Origin of the sequence: Nonomuraea sp. NPDC047897 (assembly GCF_043204415.1) — a bacterium.
In the GTDB taxonomy this organism is placed as follows: domain Bacteria; phylum Actinomycetota; class Actinomycetes; order Streptosporangiales; family Streptosporangiaceae; genus Nonomuraea.
In genome coordinates this window covers 88,796-107,979 of record NZ_JBIDCC010000017.1, presented here as the reverse complement: position 1 = coordinate 107,979, position 19,184 = coordinate 88,796, and the positions used below count along the sequence as shown (strand labels likewise).

Genomic DNA, 19,184 nt, shown 5'->3' with positions numbered 1-19,184 from the left:
ATCAGCCCGCCGGTTCATGCCCGCCGTCCCCCGAATGCCCGGTAAGGCAGGCCCTACCCGATCTCTCCGCTCGTCCGCAGCCCCCGCGAGGGCAGCCGCGGATGCAGCCCGAACCGCGCCTCCGGCTCGCGGTCGCCGTCGAGCACGCCCGCCACGTACGCGGCCAGCGCGGGGGCGTGCTTGAAGCCGTGCCCGGAGTCGCCGCCGAGCAGCCACACCCCCGGAGCCGCCTCCGCGATGATCCATTCGGCGTCCGGGGTGAGCGGATACTGGCAGACCTGGCTGAACAGCACCGGGGCCGCCGCCAGCGACGGGAACCTGCGCCGCAGGTAGCCCCTGATCCGCTCCACGCTCTCGCCGTCCACGACCCGCTCGCCGCGCTCCGGCTCGTACGGCCGGCCCTCGGCGTCGGAGGTGGCCTTGGCGCCGACGCCGTCCACATCGCCGTGCCCGTAGGCGGAGGCCCCGTAGTCGACCCAGGCGGGCACGCCCGGAGTGGTCCAGGCCGCCGGCACGGCGAAGTGCAACGTGTCCTGCTTGGTCACGGTCACCGGCACGTCGAACAGCTCGGGCAGCCACGCGCCGCACGCCCACACCACCCGGTCGGCCCGCAGCACCTCGCCGCCGACAGCCACCGCGCACCCGTACGGCGCGTCCGCCCCGGGCACGGGTACGGCCCGGCCCCGCACCAGCCGGACCCCGGCGGCGAGCGCGAGCCGGGCGGTCACCTGGGTGGCCCGCCGGGCGCGCAGCACACCGGCGTGCGGCTCCCAGAGCAGGAAGCTGAGGTCGTCGCCCCGGAACTCGGGGAAGAACCGGGCGCCGTCGGCCGGGTCCAGCACCTCGCACGGGATGTCCAGGTTCTTCAGCACCCGGGCGCTGTCGCTCTCCCAGCCGTCCGGCGTGCCGGCGAACCACAGCATGCCCGCCTCGTGGTACAGCTCCTCACCGGCCCGTTCCGCCAGCCGCCGCCAGCCCTCGCGCGCCCGCCAGGCCATCCGCGCGTAGAAGTCGTCGCCGCCGTGGGAGCAGCGCAGCAGCCGGGTCTCCCCCGCGCTGGCCTGCCGTACGTGTCCGGGCTGGTGCTGCTCGACCAGCGTGACCTGCCAGCCGGTTTCGGTTAGCCGCAGTGCCAGCGACGTGCCCCAGATGCCCGCTCCGACCACAATGACCGATTTCATGGGACCACGGTGACCGTAACGCGCCCCCGCCCGCAAGGGTCAGGCGATGAACAGGGTCACGACCACGCCCGAGCAGTTGCCCGCCACGCAGATGCGCACCGGCACCCGGGACACGCCCGTGGTGGTCGGGGTGCCGCCCACCTGGCCGTCGGGGCCGATGGAGACGCCGCGGGGCAGCGTGCGGGCGCTCGTCACGGTGAACGTGGGCGGCACGCCCGCCGGGCCGCCCTCGACGCCGATGTGGCCGTCGAGCGGCACCCCCACCCGGCCGGGGAAGGTGAGCTGGCGGGGCCGCCAGCTCACGTAGTCGTAGACCAGCAGCGTCACGGGCTGCTCGACGCACTTGGCGCCGTCGCACAGCCGGACCGGCTCGGTGAAGGAGCCCGCCGCCCGAGGCCGGCCGCGCAGGTTGCCCTGCGCGTCGAGGTCGACGCCGGGCGCCAGGCGGGTGGGCCGGATGGCGACGTCGTCCTCGTACGGCAGGAGCCGGTCCTTCACCTCGATGCCCACGGTGACGTAGAAGGTGTCGACCACCACGTACGCGGGCGGCGGCTCCGGGTCGTCGGCCGCGGCCTCTCCCGGCTCGCGCGGAAGCAGGGCGCACACGGCCAGCGCGGCGATCAGGAGTGTCCGCATCCCTACCCCTCGGTCGAACCTCCCAGCTACGTACCCGCATCACCGCGCAGGGTCACCTCAGGCTCACCCATAGATAATCAGTGCATGACCGCCGAATCCGCCCAGACGCTGGAGCGCGGGCTCCGCCTGCTGAGACTGCTCGCCGACGGCAAGGGCGGGCGCACCCCGACCGAGCTGAGCAGTGAGCTGTCGCTGAGCCGGCCCGTGGTCTACCGGCTGCTCACCACGCTGACGAGCGAGGGGTTCGCCCGGCGCGACGCCGAGGGGCGGGTGCATCTCGGGTTCGGGGTGCTGGTGCTGGCGCAGGCCGTGCAGCCGCTGCTGCGCGCGGCGGCGGTGCCCGTGCTGCGGCGGCTGGCCGAGCAGGTGGGGGCGACCGCGCACCTGACCGTGGCGGAGGGCGACGACGGGCTCGCGGTGGCGGTGGTCGAGCCGTCGTGGACTCACCTGCACGTCGCCTACCGGGAGGGCGCGCGGCATCCGCTGGCCAAAGGCGCGGCGGGGCGGGCGATCCTGGCGCTGCGTGACGGCCGGACGGACTATCTCGTCACGGAGGGGCAGTTGCAGGAGGGAGCCCGGGGCATCGCCGCCCCGGTGGCCGGGTTGCCGTGGCTGGAGGCGTCGGTGGGGGTGGTGACGTTCGGGCCGTTGGACGAGGCCGCGGGCCCGCGCGTGGTCGAGGCGGCCGCTGAGCTGTCCGCGGCGCTGGGTTGACCGCGCTGGGTTGACAGGGAACACCCGATGGACGACGGTATTTACGTATAGAGGACGTGAGCGTCCGATAAACGGACAGTACTGGGAGGGCCGATGCCGTACTACCGTGTCGTGGGTGAGGTGCCCCGCAAGCGCCACGTCCAGTTCAGGCGGCCCGACGGCGGGCTGTACGCCGAGGAGCTGATGGGCGAGGAGGGCTTCTCGTCCGACTCGTCCCTGCTGTACCACCGCCACCTCCCCACCGCGATCGTCAAGGCCGAGGCCGTCACCCCGGCCACCGAGACGCGGCTGGAGCCCAACGTGCCGCTCTCCCCCCGGCACTTCCGCACCCAGGACCTGCGCAGCGCCGGCGACCTCGTGTCCGGCCGCATGCCGCTGGCCGGCAACGGCGACGTCCGGTTGTCGTACGCCACCAGCGACCGGCCCAGCGAGCTCTACCGCAACTCGATGGGCGACGAGTGCGTGTACGTCCAGAGCGGGCGGGCCCGGTTCGAGTCCACCTACGGCGTGATCGAGGCGGGCCCCGGCGACTACATCGTCGTCCCCACCGGCACCATCCACCGCTGGGTGCCCGACGGACCCGTCAACGCGCTCGTCATCGAGGCCGCCGGGCACATCCGGCCGCCCAAGCGCTACCTGTCCCGATACGGCCAGTTCCTGGAGCACGCCCCCTACTGCGAGCGCGACCTGCGCGCCCCCGCCGAGCCGTTCACCGCCGAAGGCGAGGAGGTGCCGGTGCTGGTGCGCACCCGGGGCGGCCTGACCAGGCTCGTCTACCGCAACCACCCCTTCGACGTGGTCGGCTGGGACGGCTGCCTCTACCCGTACGCCTTCAACATCGAGGACTTCGAGCCGATCGTGAAGAAGACGCACGCGCCGCCGCCCGTGCACCAGACGTTCGAGGGGCCCGGCTTCGTCGTCTGCTCGTTCTGCCCGCGCCCCCTGGACTTCCATCCCGACTCGGTGCCGATCCCCTACAACCACCACAACGTCGACTCCGACGAGTTCATGTTCTACGTCGGCGGCGACTACTCCGCGCGCAAGGGCTCCGGCATCGACGTCGGATCCGTCTCGCTGCACCCGGCCGGTTTCACCCACGGGCCGCAGCCCGGCGCGGTCGAGGCGGTCATCGACGCGGTCGGCCGCGGCGTCACCACCACGAGCGAGATGGCCGTGATGGTCGACACGTTCCGCCCTCTCGACCTCGGGCCGGCCGCGCTGGCCTGCGAGGACCCCGGCTACGCCTGGACCTGGTCACGATGAGCGCCGTCCTGTTCACCGCCCTGGTGGACGACGCGGGCCTGTTCCCGCCGACGTCCCTGCACATGGACGACGCGCTGGCCCGCCACCGGCGCGACCAGGAGCGGGGCTGCGCGGTGCTGACCCACCGCTTCCTGTGCCCCACCGGCCGCCTCGACGGGCTGCGCCGGGAGGACTTCGTGCCCCGGCGCGTCGGCCTCATCGTGGACACGCCCGAGCTGCCGCCCTTCGACGACCTGCCGGTGGACCTGGTCGAGATCAGACCTGCCGACGACACCCCGGTGGCGGTCGTCGCCGGGCGCGTGGCCCGCGGGCTCCCGGCCGGCGTCCGGCTGTTCGTGGAGGTGCCGGCGGGCCCGGCCCCCGGCGACGTGCCGGACGGCGTCGGACTCAAGGTGCGCTGCGGCGGCCCGACCGGCGACGCGTTCCCGGCGGTCGAGCACCTGGCGGCGTTCATCCGGTCGTGCGCCGACAGGCGGATCCCGTTCAAGGCCACGGCCGGGCTGCACCACGCCGTACGCCACTTCGACCCGTCGCTGGGCGTCGAGCGGCACGGGTTCCTCAACCTCGTCCTCGCCGTCTGCGACGCCGTCGAGCAGCGCGACCCGGCCCCCGTGCTGCGCACCTCCGACGCCGCCCGGCTGGTGCAGCAGGCACGGTCCGTGCCCGCCGACACGGCCAGGCGCGCCCGCGAGCTGCTGGTGAGCTACGGCTCGTGCAGCACCACCACGCCGGTGGCCGACCTCAAGGAACTGGGACTGATCGAGGAGGACGCGTGAGCTGGGGAGTCGACAACCTGCCCTACGGGGTTTTCTCCCGGCAGGGACAGGCGCCCCGGGTGGGGGTGCGCTACGGCGACCGGGTGCTCGACCTGGCCGCCGCGCTGCACGACGAGGTGTTCGCGGCGCCCTCGCTCAACCCGTTCATGGCCCGCGGGCGCACGGCCTGGCACGACACCAGGGCGCTGCTGCAGGAGAAGCTGACCACCGACCTGTCGGTCGTCGAGTCCCACCTGGTCCCCCTCGACCAGGTGACGATGCACCTGCCGTTCGAGGTGGCCGACTACGTCGACTTCTACTGCTCGCTCGACCACGCCTCCAACATCGGCAGGATTTTCCGGCCCGACTCCGAGCCGCTGCTGCCCAACTGGCGGCATCTTCCGGTCGGCTACCACGGCCGGGCCGGCACGGTCGTGGTGTCCGGCACGCCGATCAGGCGGCCGCGCGGCCAGGTGCGGGCGGGCACGTTCGGGCCGTCCGGCAAGCTCGACATCGAGGCCGAGCTGGGGTTCGTGGTGGGCACGCCGACCGAGCTGGGCACCTGCGCCGGCGCGTTCGAGGACCACGTGTTCGGGGTGACGCTGCTCAACGACTGGAGCGCCCGCGACATCCAGGCGTGGGAGTACGTGCCGCTCGGGCCGTTCCTCGGCAAGTCGTTCGCCACGTCCGTCTCGCCGTGGGTCACGCCGCTGGCCGCGCTGCCCCGCGTCCCCGGTCCGACGCAGCAGCCCGAGCCCCTCGACTACCTGCGCAGGCGGGCCGACTGGGGGCTGGACATCGAGGTGGAGGTGCGGATCAACGACGAGGTCGTCTCGCGCCCGCCGTACTCGACCATGTACTGGACGCCGGACCAGATGCTCGCCCACCTGACCGTGAACGGCGCGTCGCTGCGCGTCGGCGACCTGTTCGCCAGCGGCACGATCTCCGGCCCGCGGCGCGAGGAACGCGGCTCCCTCATCGAGATCACCTGGAACGGCACCGAACCGATCAAGTTGTCGAGCGGCGAGACCAGGACGTTCCTGGAGGACGGCGACACCGTGACCCTGCGTGCCACGGCCGGCGACATCACTTTGGGCGAGGTGTCCGGAACCATCGTGTAGATCACCGAGCGTGCTTGCTCCGCGACTCCCCGATACCCTGGTCTCCCCCTTCCCGGAGAGCAGGAGTGAGATGCGGCGCGCCACGGTGAGTGTTCACTGTGCCCTTGTAGTCACCGTTCTGAGCGTGTTCCTCACGGCCGGCTGTGGATCGGTCACCGCGCGGGCGCCGGCGCCCCCTGCGCCGACCGTGCACGTGTCGCCGGCGTTCGACGGCAGGAACGCCCGCACCGACCGCGGCCTGGTGGTCCGGGCGCGCGGCGGCACGCTCGGCACCGTCCTCGCCTACGCCGAGGGGCGGCCGGTGCCCGGCCGGCTCGACACGGCCCGCACCACCTGGCGCTCCGACTGGGCGCTGCGGCCGGGCACGGAGCACACCGTGACGGCCACCGCCACCCGGCCCGGCGCCCCCTCCACGGTGGCCATGGGCCGCTTTCGCACCCGCACACCGCAGCGCACGTTCCGGGTGGTCTCGGCCGTGCCGTTGCCCGGTGAGACCGTGGGGGTGGGCATGCCGGTGATCCTCACCTTCGACTCGCCGGTGCGCGACAAGGCGGCGGTCGAACGGGCCCTGGAGGTCCGGGCCGAGCGGCCGGTCGAGGGCGCCTGGCGCTGGGTCGGCGACACACGGGCGATCTACCGCACCAAGGAGTTCTGGCCCGCCAGGCAGCGGGTCACGGTCGTCGCCCACCTGGCCGGCGTCCGCTCCGCGCCCGGCGTGTACGGCACCGCCGACCACTCGCTCAGCTTCACCGTCGGCCGCGCCCAGACCAGCACCGTCGACACCCGCACCCACCAGATGACGGTCCGGCGCGACAGCCGGGTCGTGCAGCGCATGGCCATCAGCGCCGGCATGGCCACCACCCGCGAATACACCACGACGAGCGGCGTCCACCTGACGATGGACAAGGGCAACCCGGTCCGCATGATCTCCCCAGGCCGCAGCAAGGGCGACCCCGGCTACTACGACCTGCTGATCGACCACGCGGTCCGCATCTCCGACAGCGGCGAGTACGTCCACGCCAAGGACAACGTGTGGGCCCAGGGCCGCGTCAACGTCAGCCACGGCTGCGTCAACGCCCGGCCCGACCAGGCGGCCTGGTTCTACGCCGGATCGCTGCGCGGCGACCCGGTGACGATCACCGGCACCGACCGCGAGCTCGAATGGGACAACGGCTGGGGCTACTGGCAGCTTCCGTGGGAGGAGTGGCTGGAGGGCAGCGCGCTGCGCCCGCCGGCCCCCGCGGTCGGCACGCCCGCGCAGCCCCTGCCGCAGCGCTGAATCCGCGGCTACGGTGAGGTAAAAGGGGAACTAATCACGTCCCAGGCCCGTTGTACAAAGAGGAGGGCCGGAGCATGGATGAATGGGTCATCTGGGTGATCCTCGCGCTCGTCCTCGGCGTGGCGGAGATCTTCACCCTCACCGCATCTCTCGGGATGCTCGGCGTCGCCGCGCTTCTCACGGCGGCGGCCGCCGCGATCGGGCTGCCCGTCCCCCTGCAGTTGCTCGTCTTCGCGCTGTCGTCGACCGCGGGCCTGTTCGTGGTCCGGCCGCTGGCCGTGCGGCACATCCGTCAGCCGCAGCTCCGCCGCTTCGGCGTGGAGGCCCTGCTGGGCAAGCCCGCCTACGTGGTGTCGGAGGTGACCGGGCGCGACGGCAGGATCCGCATCGGCGGCGAGGAGTGGTCGGCGCGCGCCTACGACGAAACCCTGGTGATCCCCACAGGGGCGACCGTCGACGTCATCGAGATCGAAGGGGCCACAGCCCTCGTCTATCCCAGGGAGTGAACATGGATCCGCTGTTGCTGGTCGGGCTGTTCGTCATCCTCTTCGCCGTGTTCACCGTGCTCAAGGCCGTACGGATCGTGCCGCAGGCCCGGGCGCGCAACGTCGAGCGGCTGGGCCGCTACCACCGGACGCTCAAGCCGGGCCTGAACTTCGTCATCCCCTACATCGACCGGGTCTACCCGATGATCGACCTGCGGGAGCAGGTCGTGTCCTTCCGCCCGCAGCCGGTCATCACCGAGGACAATCTGGTCGTCGAGATCGACACCGTGCTCTACTTCCAGGTGACCGACCCGCGCGCCGCGGCCTACGAGATCGCCAACTACATCCAGGCCATCGAGCAGCTCACCGTCACCACCATGCGCAACGTGATCGGTTCGATGGATCTGGAGAAGACGCTGACCTCTCGCGACACCATCAACAGCCAGTTGCGCGGGGTGCTCGACGAGGCGACCGGCAAGTGGGGCATCCGCGTCAACCGGGTCGAGGTCAAGGCCATCGACCCGCCCAAGACCATCAAGGACGCGATGGAGAAGCAGATGCGGGCCGAGCGCGACAAGCGGGCCGCCATCCTCAACGCCGAAGGTCAGCGCCAGTCGCAGATCCTCACCGCCGAGGGTGACAAGCAGAGCCGCATCCTGCGGGCCGAGGGCCAGCGCTCCGCCGCCATCCTGGAGGCCGAGGGCCAGTCGCGGGCCATCGATCAGGTCTTCCAGGCCGTCCACCGCAACGACCCCGACCCGAAGCTGCTGGCCTACCAGTATCTCCAGGTGCTGCCGCAGCTCGCCCAGGGCTCCGGCAACACGTTCTGGGTGATCCCGAGCGAGGTGACCTCGGCGTTGCAGGGCGTCTCCAAGGCGTTCACCGAGGCCCTGCCGCAGTCGCCGGCCACCCGCGAGGAGATCCCGCAGAGCGCGGAGATGGACGAGGAGATCGCCAAGGCCGCGGAGGCCGCGGCCGAGGCGGTGGCGGACGCCCAGGAGGCGGAGAGCCCCAACGGTCCGCGCCAGCTCACGCAGTCGGCCCCGGACCCGTTCCCCACCCTGGCCGAGGACCGGGACAGGTCACACCAGGAACGCTGACCCGCCCCGGGCCGGCCGGACGCCCACGCCAGTCGACCTGAACCAGGCGCCCTGCGTCAGGGGACGGGCACCAGGCGACTGGGATCAGGCGACCTCGATCAGGCGGCGCACCTGGGTCTCGCGGTGCGTCGCCCTGGCCCGGCAGGCCAGTTTGACGGCCGCGTCGGCCAGCGCGATGTCGCGGTTGACCTCGGGGATGTCGTCGCCCATCGCGGTCCGCAGCCAGGTGGAGATCTCGCCCCACGAGTAGACGGTGATGTTGTCGGCCGCGACGAGCGGCGGCGGAAACCCGCCAGGGCCCCGCTGGCCTGCCGCGAGCTGACGCAGGCTGGCCTGCGTCCGCTTCCCGTGCCGCCGCGCCGCGTCGCCCAGCGTCACCGCGTCGTCGTGATCCACCCCGACCGCCCACAGCCCCTCCACGCTCCGGACCTGGGCGAGCACGGACATGATCGCCTCCAGCAGGCTGCCCGCTTCACGGTCGCACATGAGGAAGGTGCTGCCGTCCGGTCCGCCCGCCACCGCACAGTCATCCAGCCCCGCCTCGTAGAGCAGATCAGCCTCCTCGTCCGTGGGCGCCCGATTCAGGGTGACGCGGAAATCCCACGTGCTCATGACTCCTCCTCGCTCTTGCCGCATCGAGCGTGACCGATCGCCCACGTCACGACGGCTTTGGCATGGTTGCCCGCGTTGCGGGGCGTGGACCACACCTTGAAGGGGGTGGCACCGCATATGCATCGCACCCAGCCCCACCGATGTCCGTTGCGGCTTTCGACCACTGTCAACGTCGGGATCTCGCGCACCCTCCTGAAGGCCGCGTTGATCTCGTTGTACTGGTGTCTTCCTCGACCTACCATGTTCTAATCCTGCAACAGTGTTGCACACCTACAACGCCATTTCCAGTACTGGAGTACCAACTTCAACGGATCAACCTTCGGTTCAACAAACGGGGCGCCTCTCGCGTCTGGGTGGTGATGAGACGAGGAAAGGCGAAGTCACGTGGATGATGACTCCCGCTTCGCGGAGTTCGTCGCCGAGCGGGCCGATGCGCTGCTGCGCTACGGCTATGTGCTCAGCGGCAACGCCCACGACGCGGCCGATCTGACCCAGGAGGCGCTGATCAGGCTGCACCGGGCCTGGGCACGGGTGCGACGGAAGGACGATCCGGAAAGCTACACCAGGATGATCATGGCGCGGCTGCACATCAGCGTCTGGCGGCGGCGCCGTCGCGAGCGGCTGGTCTGGGACCTGCCGGAGACCTCGCACCTGGACACGCGGCCGTCCGACGGCGAGCAGGGCCTGTGGCAGGCGCTCGCCGAGCTGCCGCGCCGCCAGCGGACGGTGCTCGTGCTGCGCTACTACGAGCAGCTCACCGACTCCGAGATCGCGGGTGTGCTCAAGATCTCCCACGGGACCGTGCGCAGTCACGCCTCGCTCGGGCTGAGCAGGCTGCGCTCCGCGATCGCCGACCGGACCTACACCCAGGGGAGCGTGTGATGACCAGGGAACTGGAAGACGACCTGCACCAGCTCCTCAGCCGGGCCGCCGAACGCGCGCCGCGTGCGCCGAGCGGGTTTCCGGCGCGCATCGTGACCCGGTCGCGGCGGCGGCGCGCGCGTGGGCGTGGCCTGCTCGCGGCAGCCGCCGTGGTGCTCGTCGTCGGCGGGACCGGGGTGACGGTACGCGCCGGGGAGGGGCCCGACACCGCCGCGCACCCGCCCGCGACGCCCGCGACGCCCGCGACAACGGCGACCGCCTCCGTCGAGCGCCCCGATCTCGTGGAGCGGGTCTGGCCGGAGGCGGTCTGGAAGGTCCCGGTCAAGCTGCCCGGCGGGCGCAAGGGCCGGCCGAAGATCTTCCTCGACGATCGGACCCTGCTGCTGGAGACGTGGGAGAGCCACGAGAAGGCCGACGCCCTGTACGCCTACGACCTGGAGACCGGCAAGGTGCGCAGGATCACCGCCATCCGCACCCCGAAGGGAGTCTTCGCGTCCGGCTTCGCGGTCGGCGCTGGGCGGATCTTCTGGCAGACGATCGAGGAGGGGCGCACTCGCTTCTGGTCGGTGCCCGTCGAGGGCGGCGAGCCCGCCGCCGTGGCCACGGACCGGGCGGTCAGGGGGCGCGGCGACGCGCTGGCCGTGGCGGGTGACCGGATCGCCTTCTCGCTGTTGGAGGGCGGTGTCTTCACGCTTCCCCTCGGGGGCGGGAGCGTGACGCCCGTCGCGGGCGCCGACCGGCACCACATCCTGCGCTGGCCGTGGGTGGGAACGCCCGGCGACTACACGCCGGACGGCGAGACGAGCTTCGAGGAGCTGCTCAACGCCGAGACCGGGGAGACGAGCCGGGCGGTGGTGCGGCCGGGCGAGCGGGACGTCCGGTGCGGGGTGACGACCTGTGTCGGCCGTGGCCCCGAGGGGCGGCCCTTCTACCGGCTGCGGGACGGCTCCGGCGAGCGGGACCTGCCCGACTCCCCGCTGGGGCTGGCCGCCGACCGATTCATGACCGCCCCCCTCCCCCCGCCCTCCGGCGGCCAGACCCTGCTCGACCTGGCCACCGGCAGGTCGGCCGACCTGGGGTTGCGGAGGGACGGCGAGGGGCGGTCGATCAGTGTCCAGCCGGGCCTCGGCGACGGCCGGTTGGTCGCCTACGAGCGCGGCGACCAGTACGTGGTCATCGATCTGTCCAGGATCCGCTGACCGGCCCTCAACCCACCTGGCCGCGGTCGAAGTAGGCGGCCAGGTCGGGGGCGAGGGGCGGGACGTCGTACGGCATGCCGCCGTCGCGCAGCGACATCGTGGCCATGTAGCCGGCGGCGACGCTCATCCGGGCGGCGACCGGCGAGGTGTCGGTCGTCCCGCCCTCCCGGACGAACCGGAGCCATTCGGTGATGATGGCCGTGTCCGCGCCGCCATGGCCGCCCTGGGCGTCGGGCACCCGGTAGGTGACGTCGGCGTCGGGGCGGTAGTCGGTGGGGCCGGTGTTCCACACCCTGACGGTGTCGCCGGGGCGGTCGCCGAAGTTCTCCAGCCGCCCCTCGGTGCCGATCACCGTGTAGTTGCGCACGTAGTCGGGCGTGAAGTGGCACTGCTGGTAGGCGGCGATGACGCCGTTGTCGAGGCGCATGTTCATCACCGACACGTCCTCGACGTCCACGACGTGGTGCAGGCCGGTGCGGCTGGCGGGCGGCCAGTCGAACTCGCGCAGCCACCCTTCGGGCCGCTGCGTGCCGGGCTCGCGGCGCGGCAGGTCGCCGTAGAGCATCAGGTCGCCGAAGGCGTTGACGCGGCTGGTGTAGCCGCCGGCCAGCCAGTGGATCACGTCGAGGTCGTGCGCGGCCTTCTGCAGCAGCAGGCCGGTGGTGCGGGTGCGGTCGGCGTGCCAGTCCTTGAAGTAGTAGTCGCCGCCGTAGGAGACGAAGTGGCGGACCCAGACGGTCTTGGGCTCGCCGATGTCGCCCCGCTGGACGATGTCGCGCATCAGCCGGACGACGCCCATGTGCCGCATGTTGTGCCCGACGTACAGCCTGGTCCCGGTACGGCGGGCGGCGCGCAGCACCCGGTCGCACCCCTCGACCGTGATGGCGAGGGGCTTTTCCAGGTAGACGGCCTTGCCGGCGTCGAGGAAGTCGACGGCGAGGCGCTCGTGCGTGTCGTCGGGCGTCAGCACGATGACGGCGTCGAGGTCGTCGCGTTCCAGCAGGCGGCGGTGGTCGTCGGTGACGAACTCCGCCTCGAACCGGCCGGCCTGCGCCTTGAGCGCCGCCGGGTCGCTGTCGCACAGCGCGGCCACCACGGCGCCCCGGCCGGGCCGGTGCGCGGCCAGGGCGAGGCTGGCGCGCAGGCCGAGGCCGACGACTCCGATCCGCAGGTCTTCCACGTGCGTCCTTTCTCGGGGGGTCCGGATACGGACCCTACTTCGAGCCGGTGAAGGCGATGCCTTCGATGAGTTGGCGCTGCATGACGATGAAGAGCACGACGATGGGCGCGCTGGCCATCAGCGAGCCGGCCATCAGCACCGGGTAGTCCGTCATGTGCTCGCCCTGCAGGGCGGACAGGCCGGCCGACAGCGGCATGCTTTCGGGGTCGGTGTTGACGATGAGCGGCCACATGAGGTCGTTCCACGACCACAGGACGGTCAGCACGCCGAGCGCCATCAGCCCGGGCCTGGCCAGCGGCAGCATCACGCTCCAGAAGACGCGCAGCGGGTTGGCGCCGTCCAGCCGGGCGGCCTCCTCGACCTCGGCGGGCAGCGTCATGAAGAACTGCCGCATCATGAACGTGCCGAACGCGCTGAACATGCCGGGCGCGATCAGCCCGGGCAGGGTGTTGAGCCAGCCGAGGCTCTGCACGATCTGGTACTGCGGGATGAGGAAGAGCTGGCCCGGCACCATGAGCACCGACAGCAGCGCGACGAAGAGCACGTCCCGGCCGGGGAAGCGCAGCCGCGCGAAGGCGTAGGCCGCCAGGGAGCAGAACAGGAGCTGGGCCAGCGTCCGCCCGGCGGTCATCACGACGGTGTTGCCGAACTGCTGCAGGAACGGCGTCTCGTCGAGGACCTTGGTGAAGTTGGACCACTCGAACGACGGGATCCACACGGGCGGCGTCCTGGTCGCCTCGGTGAAGGTCTTCAGCGAGGTGAGCACCTGCCAGAAGAACGGCATCACCATGGCGGCCGCGCCGACCGCGAGCACGAGGTGGACGGGCCACAGCCGGCCGCTACGCATAGTGCACCCACCTCTTCTGGACCCGGAACTGGACGACGGTCAGCAGCAGGGTGATGGCCATGAGCACGACGGCCATCGCCGCCGCGTACCCCTTGGCGCCCTCCTCGAAGGCGCGGGAGAAGAACAGCGAGACGATGGTCTGCGTCTCCTCCCGGGCCGGGTTGCCGCGGCGCAGCATCAGGTAGACCAGGTCGAACATCTGCAGGCCGTTGATCACGCTGAGCACGGACACGAAGAACACGCTGGGCGACAGCAGGGGCAGTGTGACCCGGAAGAACTGCCTGACCCGTCCGGCCCCGTCGATCGAGGCCGCCTCGTACAGGTGGCGTGGGATGGCCTGCAGCCCGGCCATGAAGATCACGGCGTTGTAGCCGATCTGTGTCCACACGCCGACGGCGACGAGCGCGTACAGGGCGGTGGACGGGTTCGCGATCCACGAGGTGCCCTGGATGCCGACGAGGGAGAGCAGGTAGTTGACCAGTCCGTAGTCGCCGTTGTAGAGCCAGGTCCAGATCATCGCGACGGCGGCCGGCATGGTGACGACGGGCAGGAAGTACAGGGTCCGGTAGAGCGAGACCAGCTTCAGCCCCCGGGTGCCGAGCAGCGCGGCCACGGCGATGGACAGCGGGATGCCGAGCAGGCTCAGCCCGCCGTAGACGAAGGTGTTGCGCAGCGCCCTGGCGTTGGCGGGGTCGGTGAGGACCTCCGCGTAGTTGCGCAGGCCGACCCAGGTGGCGTCGCCGAACAGCGTCCATTCGGTGAAGCTGTAGTAGATCGACTGGGCGACCGGCCACAGGTAGAACAGGCCGAGGCCGAGCACGAGCGGCGCGATCATCGCGTAGCCCCAGACCCAGTCGCGGTCGCGCAACCTGCGGCGGGTGACGGGGCGGGCGGCCGCCTCGCCGGCGACCGCCCTTCCGAGGGTGCTCACTTCTCCTGCGACAGGGCCGCGTTCATGGTGGCCGCGAACTCGCGGGCGATCGCCTCCACGTCCTGCCCGTCGGAGAACGCCTTGGTGATCGCGTCGGTCTCGGGCCGCGCCCAGGCGGCGGTGTTCTTCGAGACGGGGTACGGCCGGGCGTCGGGAAGCTGGTCGATGAACGCCTGGAGGTTCAGCTTGGGCATCGACTTGACCCAGGAGTCCTGCAGGCCCTCGTAGGCCGGGATGACGGCTCCGGACTCGGCCTGGATGCGGTTGGCCTGCTCGGAGCCGAGGAACTTGAGGAACTCCCACGCCTGCTCGGGGTGCTTGGTCTTGGCGTAGATGACGTTGGCCAGGCCGTGGATGACGGTGGCCTTGCCCTTGGGGCCGGCGGGCAGCGGGGCGACGTCGGCGTTCAGGCCTTCGGTCTTGTTGTACTGGGCGGCGTCGTAGGAGCCGTCGTACCACATGGCGAGCTTGCCGCTCTTGAACATCTCGATGGGGTCGTTGTCGGTCATCTGCTGGACCGTGGGCGACAGCTTGCGGTCGAGGAGGTCCTTCCAGAACTTCAGGCCTTCGATGGTGGCCGGGTCGTCGAAGCCGGACTTCTTCTTGTCGTCGGAGATGACGTGCCCGCCGGCCTGGAAGATCGTGTTGTAGTACAGCTCCTGCGACCAGGCCATCGCGCCGATGCCGTGGACGCCCTTGGCGGGGTCGGTCAACCGCTTGGCCGCGTCGCGCACGTCGTCCCAGGTCCAGGAGGCGTCGGGGTACTTCACTCCGGCGGCGTCGAAGAGGTCCTTGTTGTACCAGAGGCCGATGGTGTCGAAGTCCTTGGGGATGCCGTACTGCTTGCCGTCGAGGGTGTAGAGGTCGACCAGCGACTTCGGGTACTTGCCGAGGTCCAGCTTGTCCTCGGCGATCCGGTCGGAGAGCGGCAGCAGCGCGCCCTGGGAGGCGTAGAGGCCGATGCGCGGGCCGTTCATCCAGAAGACGTCGGGGGCGGTGCCTCCGGCGGCGGCGGTCTGCAGCTTGGTCCAGTACTCCTTGTTCGGGGTGAACTGGAGCTTGACCTCGATGTCCGGGTGCGCCTTGGTGAACTCCTCGGTGATCTTGCGCATGGCCGCGCCCTGGTTCTCCTCGTCCCAGTACGCGTACGTCAGCGTGACCTTGCCGCCGGAGTCGGCCCCGTCAGACGAGGAGCATCCCGCGAGTCCCGCCACGAGCGCACCGGCGCACACCAGCGCCCACACCTTGCCTGTCATGTCGTCCCCATCTGTCGGGTTTGTGCGAGTGACTGGAAGGTAGCGCTCATTTATGAAAACAACTAGAGATAATCGAGCACGATCATGCAGAAGATGCACGCACGCGACATGACCGTGATGTCTCCGTGACAAATTAATCGAAGTGAGCTACGAAAAGAGCAGGCTGTCGGCCCGGTCCAGGGCCCACCGGACAGCGCCGAGCGCGACGCAGTCGCTGCCCAGGGCGGACGGGACCACCTTCGGCGGATAGAGGCACACCTCGTCGAAGTACGCCTGGATCGGGGCGACCAGCAGCTCGCCGGCCCCCGCCATGCTGCCCCCGAGCACCACCACCTCGGGGTCCAGCGGGTTCACCAGGGTCAGCAGCCCCTCGCCCAGGTGGCGGGCGAACGCCGTGACCGCCGCCAGCGCCCGCCCGTCACCGCCGCGCGCCCGTTCGACGGCGAACCTGGCGGCCTGCTGGTGCGAGCGCAGCTCGCCCGGCTCGGCCGCCATCGCGTAGTCGGTGACGTGCTTGAAGGCCTGCCAGTGGTCGCGCGCCTGCTGCCCGATCTCACCGGCGGCGGCGTGGGCGCCCCGGTGCAGCCGGCCGCCGACCAGCAGGGCCAGGCCGAGCCGGCGCCCGGTGAAGAGATAGACCACGTCGTCGTGGCCCCGCGCCTCACCGCGCCAGTGCTCGGCGAGCAGGGCCAGGCGCATGTCGTTCTCCACCAGCACGGGCGGCGCGAGCCGCCGGCCCAGCTCACCCTGCAGGTCGAGACCGGTCCAGCCGGGCAGGATGACGCTCTTGACCACCCGGCCCGCGCCGTCCACCACGCCGGTCGTGCCCACCCCGACGGCGGCCAGGCCGGCCACGTCCACGCCCGCCCGCTCCGCGACCGTCGCGACCAGGCCGGCGACCGCGTCGAGCCGGTCGCCGACGGGCAGGTCCACGGGAGCGGGCACCCGGTGGGCGGCCACCACCGTGCCGTTGAGGTCGGCCACCATGGCCCGCAGGTTCGACCCCCCGATGCCCACGCCCACGACGTGCCCGGCCGACGCCCGGAACCTGAACCGCTTGGCGGGCCTGCCGCGCTGCCGGTCGCCGGGCTCCTCGCCGCACTCCTCGGCCCAGCCCTCCGCGAGCAGGTCCTCGACGATCACCTCGGCCGTCGGCCTGGAGACCCGGGCGGCCCGGGCCAGCTCGCTCAACGTGGCCACCTCGGCCTCCCGCAGGATGCGCAGGATCGCGGCGGAGTTGAGCCTGCGCAGAAGGGAGGCGTCGCCGCTCTGCTGTCGCACCGAAACCTCCAGGGAGACGATCAGGTCCTGTCATCCTACTTAACGAAACCCTGTTGCTTAATCTGGGGACGACGCCACGCCGGCATCCGGCGTGAAGCCGAGCTGTGGGGGCACTTAAGAATCCCTCGATGGACATGCCTCAACGGGACCGGGCACAGTGCGTAAGGTTCGACGAGGGGGAGTGAGGCCATGAAAGCGCTGGTCAAGGAGAGGCCCGAGGCGGGCCTCTGGTTGGTCGACGTCCCGGAGCCCACGCCGGGGCCGGGCGAGGTGCTGATCAGGGTTCTGCGCACCGGGATCTGCGGCACCGACCTGCACATCCGCAAGTTCGACGACTGGGCGCGGCACACGCTGAAACTTCCCCTCATCGTCGGCCACGAGTTCAGCGGCGAGGTCGTCGAGGTCGCCCCCGGAGTGGCGAACGTCGCCGTCGGTGACCTGGTGAGCGGCGAGGGCCACATCGTCTGCGGCACCTGCCGCAACTGCATGGCCGGCCGCCGCCACCTGTGCCGCAACACCGTCGGCCTCGGCGTGCACCGTGACGGGGCGTTCGCCGAGTACGTCACGCTGCCCGCCGCCAACGTCTGGGTGCACCGCACCCCCGTCGATCCCGACGTGGCGGCCGTCTTCGACCCGTTCGGCAACGCCGTGCACACCGCCCTGTCGTTCCCCCTCGTCGGCGAGGACGTGCTGATCACCGGGGCCGGCCCGATCGGCCTGATGGCCGCGGCCGTGGCCACCCACGTGGGCGCCCGCAACGTCGTGATCACCGACGTGAGCGACGAACGGCTCGACCTCGCCGCCAAGCTGGGCGTCACCCTCGCGCTCAACGTGCGGCGCGGCTCGGTCGCCGACGGCATGCGACGGCTCGGCATGCGCGAGGGCTTCGACGTCGGCCTGGAGATGTCGGGCAGCCCGCAGGCCATGCGCGACATGATCGCCAACATGACCCACGGCGGGAAGATCGCCATGCTCGGCCTGCCCGCCGAGGAGTTCGCGGTCGACTGGTCCACGGTCGTCACCTCGATGATCACCATCAAGGGCGTCTACGGCCGCGAGATGTTCGAGACCTGGTACAACATGTCGGTCCTGCTGGAGAAGGGGCTCGACCTGTCCCCGGTGATCACCGACCGGTTCGCCTACCACGACTTCGACGCCGCCTTCGACACGGCGGCGAGCGGCCGCACGGGCAAGGTCATATTGGACTGGAGCGGAGCTCGGCCGGACAGAGCGACGCACGAGCCGACGCCGGCCGAAGCGGCCGCGACCATGGACAGGAGCGCTTGATGTTCACGAACGTGCGCGAGCAGCTGCGTACGACGCTCGACGAGATCACCGAGGCGGGGCTGCTCAAGCCCGAGCGGGTGATCACCACTCCGCAGAGCTCCAGCGTGAGCGTGGCCGGGCACGAGGTGCTGAACTTCTGCGCCAACAACTACCTCGGCCTGGCCGACCATCCGGCCGTCGTCGAAGCCGCCAAGGAGGCGCTCGACCGGTGGGGCTTCGGCATGGCCTCGGTCCGCTTCATCTGCGGCACCCAGCAGGTGCACAAGGAGCTGGAGGCCCGCCTGTCGGAGTTCCTCGGCATGGAGGACACCGTCCTGTACAGCTCGTGCTTCGACGCGAACGGCGGCGTGTTCGAGACGCTGCTCGACGCCCAGGACGCGGTGATCTCCGACGCGCTCAACCACGCCAGCATCATCGACGGCATCCGCCTGTCCAAGGCGCGGCGGCTGCGCTACGCCAACCGCGACATGGCCGAGCTGGAGGCCCGGCTCAAGGAGGCCGGCGACGCGCGGCGCAGGCTGATCGTCACCGACGGCGTGTTCTCCATGGACGGCTACCTCGCGCCGCTGCCGGAGATCTGCGACCTGGCCGACCGCTACGACGCGATGGTCATGGTGGACGACTCCCACGCGGTCGGCTTCGTCGGCCCGACCGGCCGGGGCACGCCCGAGCTGCACGGCGTGACCGACCGGATCGACATCATCACCGGCACGCTCGGCAAGGCGCTCGGCGGCGCCAGCGGCGGCTACGTCTCCGGCCGCAAGGAGATCTGCGAGCTGCTGCGCCAGCGCTCGCGGCCCTACCTGTTCTCCAACTCCCTGGCCCCCGTGATCGCCGCCGCTTCGCTGCGCATCCTCGACCTGCTGGAGACCTCCGGCGAGGCACGCGAACAGCTCCGGTCCAACACGGCCCGCTTCCGCGGCGAGATGGCGCGCGCCGGTTTCGACATCCTGCCGGGTGACCACCCGATCGTGCCCGTCATGATCGGCGACGCGGCGCAGGCGGCGGCCATGGCCGACCGGCTGCTCGACCTCGGCATCTACGTGATCGGCTTCTCCTACCCGGTGGTGCCGCACGGGCAGGCCCGGATCCGGGTGCAGCTCTCGGCGGCCCACTCCGCCGAGGACGTGGACCGCGCGGTGGCGGCCTTCGTCCAGGCGCGCGGCTGACCCGCC

Annotated in this window: 19 protein-coding genes; 11 read left to right on the top strand and 8 right to left on the bottom strand. The window is 71.2% G+C overall.

Annotated elements, in window-relative coordinates:
• Positions 1-53: 53 nt before the first annotated feature.
• Both ACGF0J_RS32215 and ACGF0J_RS32210 read right to left on the bottom strand, forming a co-directional pair.
• On the bottom strand, positions 54-1,181 hold the full coding sequence (locus tag ACGF0J_RS32215) for an NAD(P)/FAD-dependent oxidoreductase (protein ID WP_393151939.1): 1,128 nt from the start codon (positions 1,179-1,181) through the stop codon (positions 54-56).
• A 39-nt stretch (positions 1,182-1,220) separates the two neighbouring features.
• The gene (locus tag ACGF0J_RS32210; protein WP_393151937.1) at positions 1,221-1,817 is read right to left on the bottom strand and encodes a hypothetical protein; all 597 of its coding nucleotides are present in this window, start codon (positions 1,815-1,817) and stop codon (positions 1,221-1,223) included.
• An 84-nt stretch (positions 1,818-1,901) separates the two neighbouring features.
• On the opposite strand from ACGF0J_RS32210, the gene ACGF0J_RS32205 reads away from it, so the two are divergent.
• The 7 genes from ACGF0J_RS32205 (at position 1,902) to ACGF0J_RS32175 (ending at position 8,534) form a co-directional block, all read left to right on the top strand.
• Positions 1,902-2,531: a helix-turn-helix domain-containing protein gene (locus ACGF0J_RS32205; protein WP_393151935.1), complete on the top strand. Its 630-nt coding sequence runs from the start codon at positions 1,902-1,904 to the stop codon at positions 2,529-2,531.
• Between the two features lie 93 nt (positions 2,532-2,624).
• Positions 2,625-3,794 (top strand): homogentisate 1,2-dioxygenase, encoded by a 1,170-nt coding sequence (locus tag ACGF0J_RS32200; RefSeq protein ID WP_393151933.1) that lies wholly within the window; start codon positions 2,625-2,627, stop codon positions 3,792-3,794.
• Positions 3,791-4,570, top strand: a complete 780-nt coding sequence (locus ACGF0J_RS32195) for a hypothetical protein (RefSeq protein ID WP_393151931.1) — start codon at positions 3,791-3,793, stop codon at positions 4,568-4,570. Before ACGF0J_RS32200 ends, ACGF0J_RS32195 begins: the two co-directional genes overlap by 4 nt.
• A complete protein-coding gene (gene fahA, locus ACGF0J_RS32190) occupies positions 4,567-5,670 on the top strand; it encodes a fumarylacetoacetase (RefSeq protein ID WP_393151929.1) in 1,104 nt (367 codons plus the stop codon). The genes ACGF0J_RS32195 and fahA overlap by 4 nt, the downstream gene beginning before the upstream one ends.
• 124 nt (positions 5,671-5,794) lie before the next feature.
• The gene (locus tag ACGF0J_RS32185; protein WP_393151927.1) at positions 5,795-6,949 is read left to right on the top strand and encodes an Ig-like domain-containing protein; all 1,155 of its coding nucleotides are present in this window, start codon (positions 5,795-5,797) and stop codon (positions 6,947-6,949) included.
• A 74-nt stretch (positions 6,950-7,023) separates the two neighbouring features.
• Positions 7,024-7,455, top strand: a complete 432-nt coding sequence (locus ACGF0J_RS32180; protein ID WP_393151925.1) for an NfeD family protein — start codon at positions 7,024-7,026, stop codon at positions 7,453-7,455.
• Positions 7,456-7,457: 2 nt separating this feature from the next.
• Positions 7,458-8,534 (top strand): SPFH domain-containing protein, encoded by a 1,077-nt coding sequence (locus ACGF0J_RS32175; protein ID WP_393151923.1) that lies wholly within the window; start codon positions 7,458-7,460, stop codon positions 8,532-8,534.
• A gap of 84 nt (positions 8,535-8,618) precedes the next feature.
• Here the strand turns inward: ACGF0J_RS32175 and ACGF0J_RS32170 are convergent, their stop codons facing one another.
• Positions 8,619-9,146 (bottom strand): hypothetical protein, encoded by a 528-nt coding sequence (locus ACGF0J_RS32170; protein ID WP_393151921.1) that lies wholly within the window; start codon positions 9,144-9,146, stop codon positions 8,619-8,621.
• Between the two features lie 384 nt (positions 9,147-9,530).
• Here ACGF0J_RS32170 and ACGF0J_RS32165 point away from each other — a divergent pair, with 384 nt between their 5' ends.
• Complete coding sequence (locus tag ACGF0J_RS32165; RefSeq protein ID WP_393151919.1) at positions 9,531-10,028, top strand: SigE family RNA polymerase sigma factor; 498 nt, start codon at positions 9,531-9,533, stop codon at positions 10,026-10,028.
• Positions 10,028-11,227, top strand: coding sequence for a hypothetical protein (locus tag ACGF0J_RS32160; RefSeq protein ID WP_393151917.1), 1,200 nt, complete (start codon positions 10,028-10,030; stop codon positions 11,225-11,227). The genes ACGF0J_RS32165 and ACGF0J_RS32160 overlap by 1 nt, the downstream gene beginning before the upstream one ends.
• A 7-nt stretch (positions 11,228-11,234) precedes the next feature.
• On the opposite strand, the gene ACGF0J_RS32155 is transcribed toward ACGF0J_RS32160, so the two are convergent.
• The 5 genes from ACGF0J_RS32155 to ACGF0J_RS32135 form a co-directional block, all read right to left on the bottom strand.
• Positions 11,235-12,407 carry a Gfo/Idh/MocA family protein gene (locus ACGF0J_RS32155; RefSeq protein ID WP_393151915.1) on the bottom strand — a complete coding sequence of 391 codons (1,173 nt, stop codon included), beginning with the start codon at positions 12,405-12,407 and terminating at the stop codon, positions 11,235-11,237.
• Between the two features lie 34 nt (positions 12,408-12,441).
• Positions 12,442-13,254 (bottom strand): carbohydrate ABC transporter permease, encoded by an 813-nt coding sequence (locus tag ACGF0J_RS32150; RefSeq protein WP_393151913.1) that lies wholly within the window; start codon positions 13,252-13,254, stop codon positions 12,442-12,444.
• Positions 13,247-14,185, bottom strand: coding sequence for a carbohydrate ABC transporter permease (locus ACGF0J_RS32145; protein ID WP_393151911.1), 939 nt, complete (start codon positions 14,183-14,185; stop codon positions 13,247-13,249). The genes ACGF0J_RS32150 and ACGF0J_RS32145 overlap by 8 nt, the downstream gene beginning before the upstream one ends.
• The gene (locus ACGF0J_RS32140; RefSeq protein ID WP_393151909.1) at positions 14,182-15,441 is read right to left on the bottom strand and encodes an ABC transporter substrate-binding protein; all 1,260 of its coding nucleotides are present in this window, start codon (positions 15,439-15,441) and stop codon (positions 14,182-14,184) included. The genes ACGF0J_RS32145 and ACGF0J_RS32140 overlap by 4 nt, the downstream gene beginning before the upstream one ends.
• A 147-nt stretch (positions 15,442-15,588) precedes the next feature.
• The gene (locus tag ACGF0J_RS32135) at positions 15,589-16,722 is read right to left on the bottom strand and encodes an ROK family protein (RefSeq protein ID WP_393151907.1); all 1,134 of its coding nucleotides are present in this window, start codon (positions 16,720-16,722) and stop codon (positions 15,589-15,591) included.
• Positions 16,723-16,911: 189 nt separating this feature from the next.
• On the opposite strand from ACGF0J_RS32135, the gene tdh reads away from it, so the two are divergent.
• Both tdh and ACGF0J_RS32125 read left to right on the top strand, forming a co-directional pair.
• A complete protein-coding gene (gene tdh / locus ACGF0J_RS32130; RefSeq protein ID WP_393151905.1) occupies positions 16,912-18,009 on the top strand; it encodes an L-threonine 3-dehydrogenase in 1,098 nt (365 codons plus the stop codon).
• Positions 18,009-19,178: a glycine C-acetyltransferase gene (locus tag ACGF0J_RS32125; protein ID WP_393151903.1), complete on the top strand. Its 1,170-nt coding sequence runs from the start codon at positions 18,009-18,011 to the stop codon at positions 19,176-19,178. Before tdh ends, ACGF0J_RS32125 begins: the two co-directional genes overlap by 1 nt.
• The last annotated feature ends 6 nt before the right edge of the window (positions 19,179-19,184 follow it).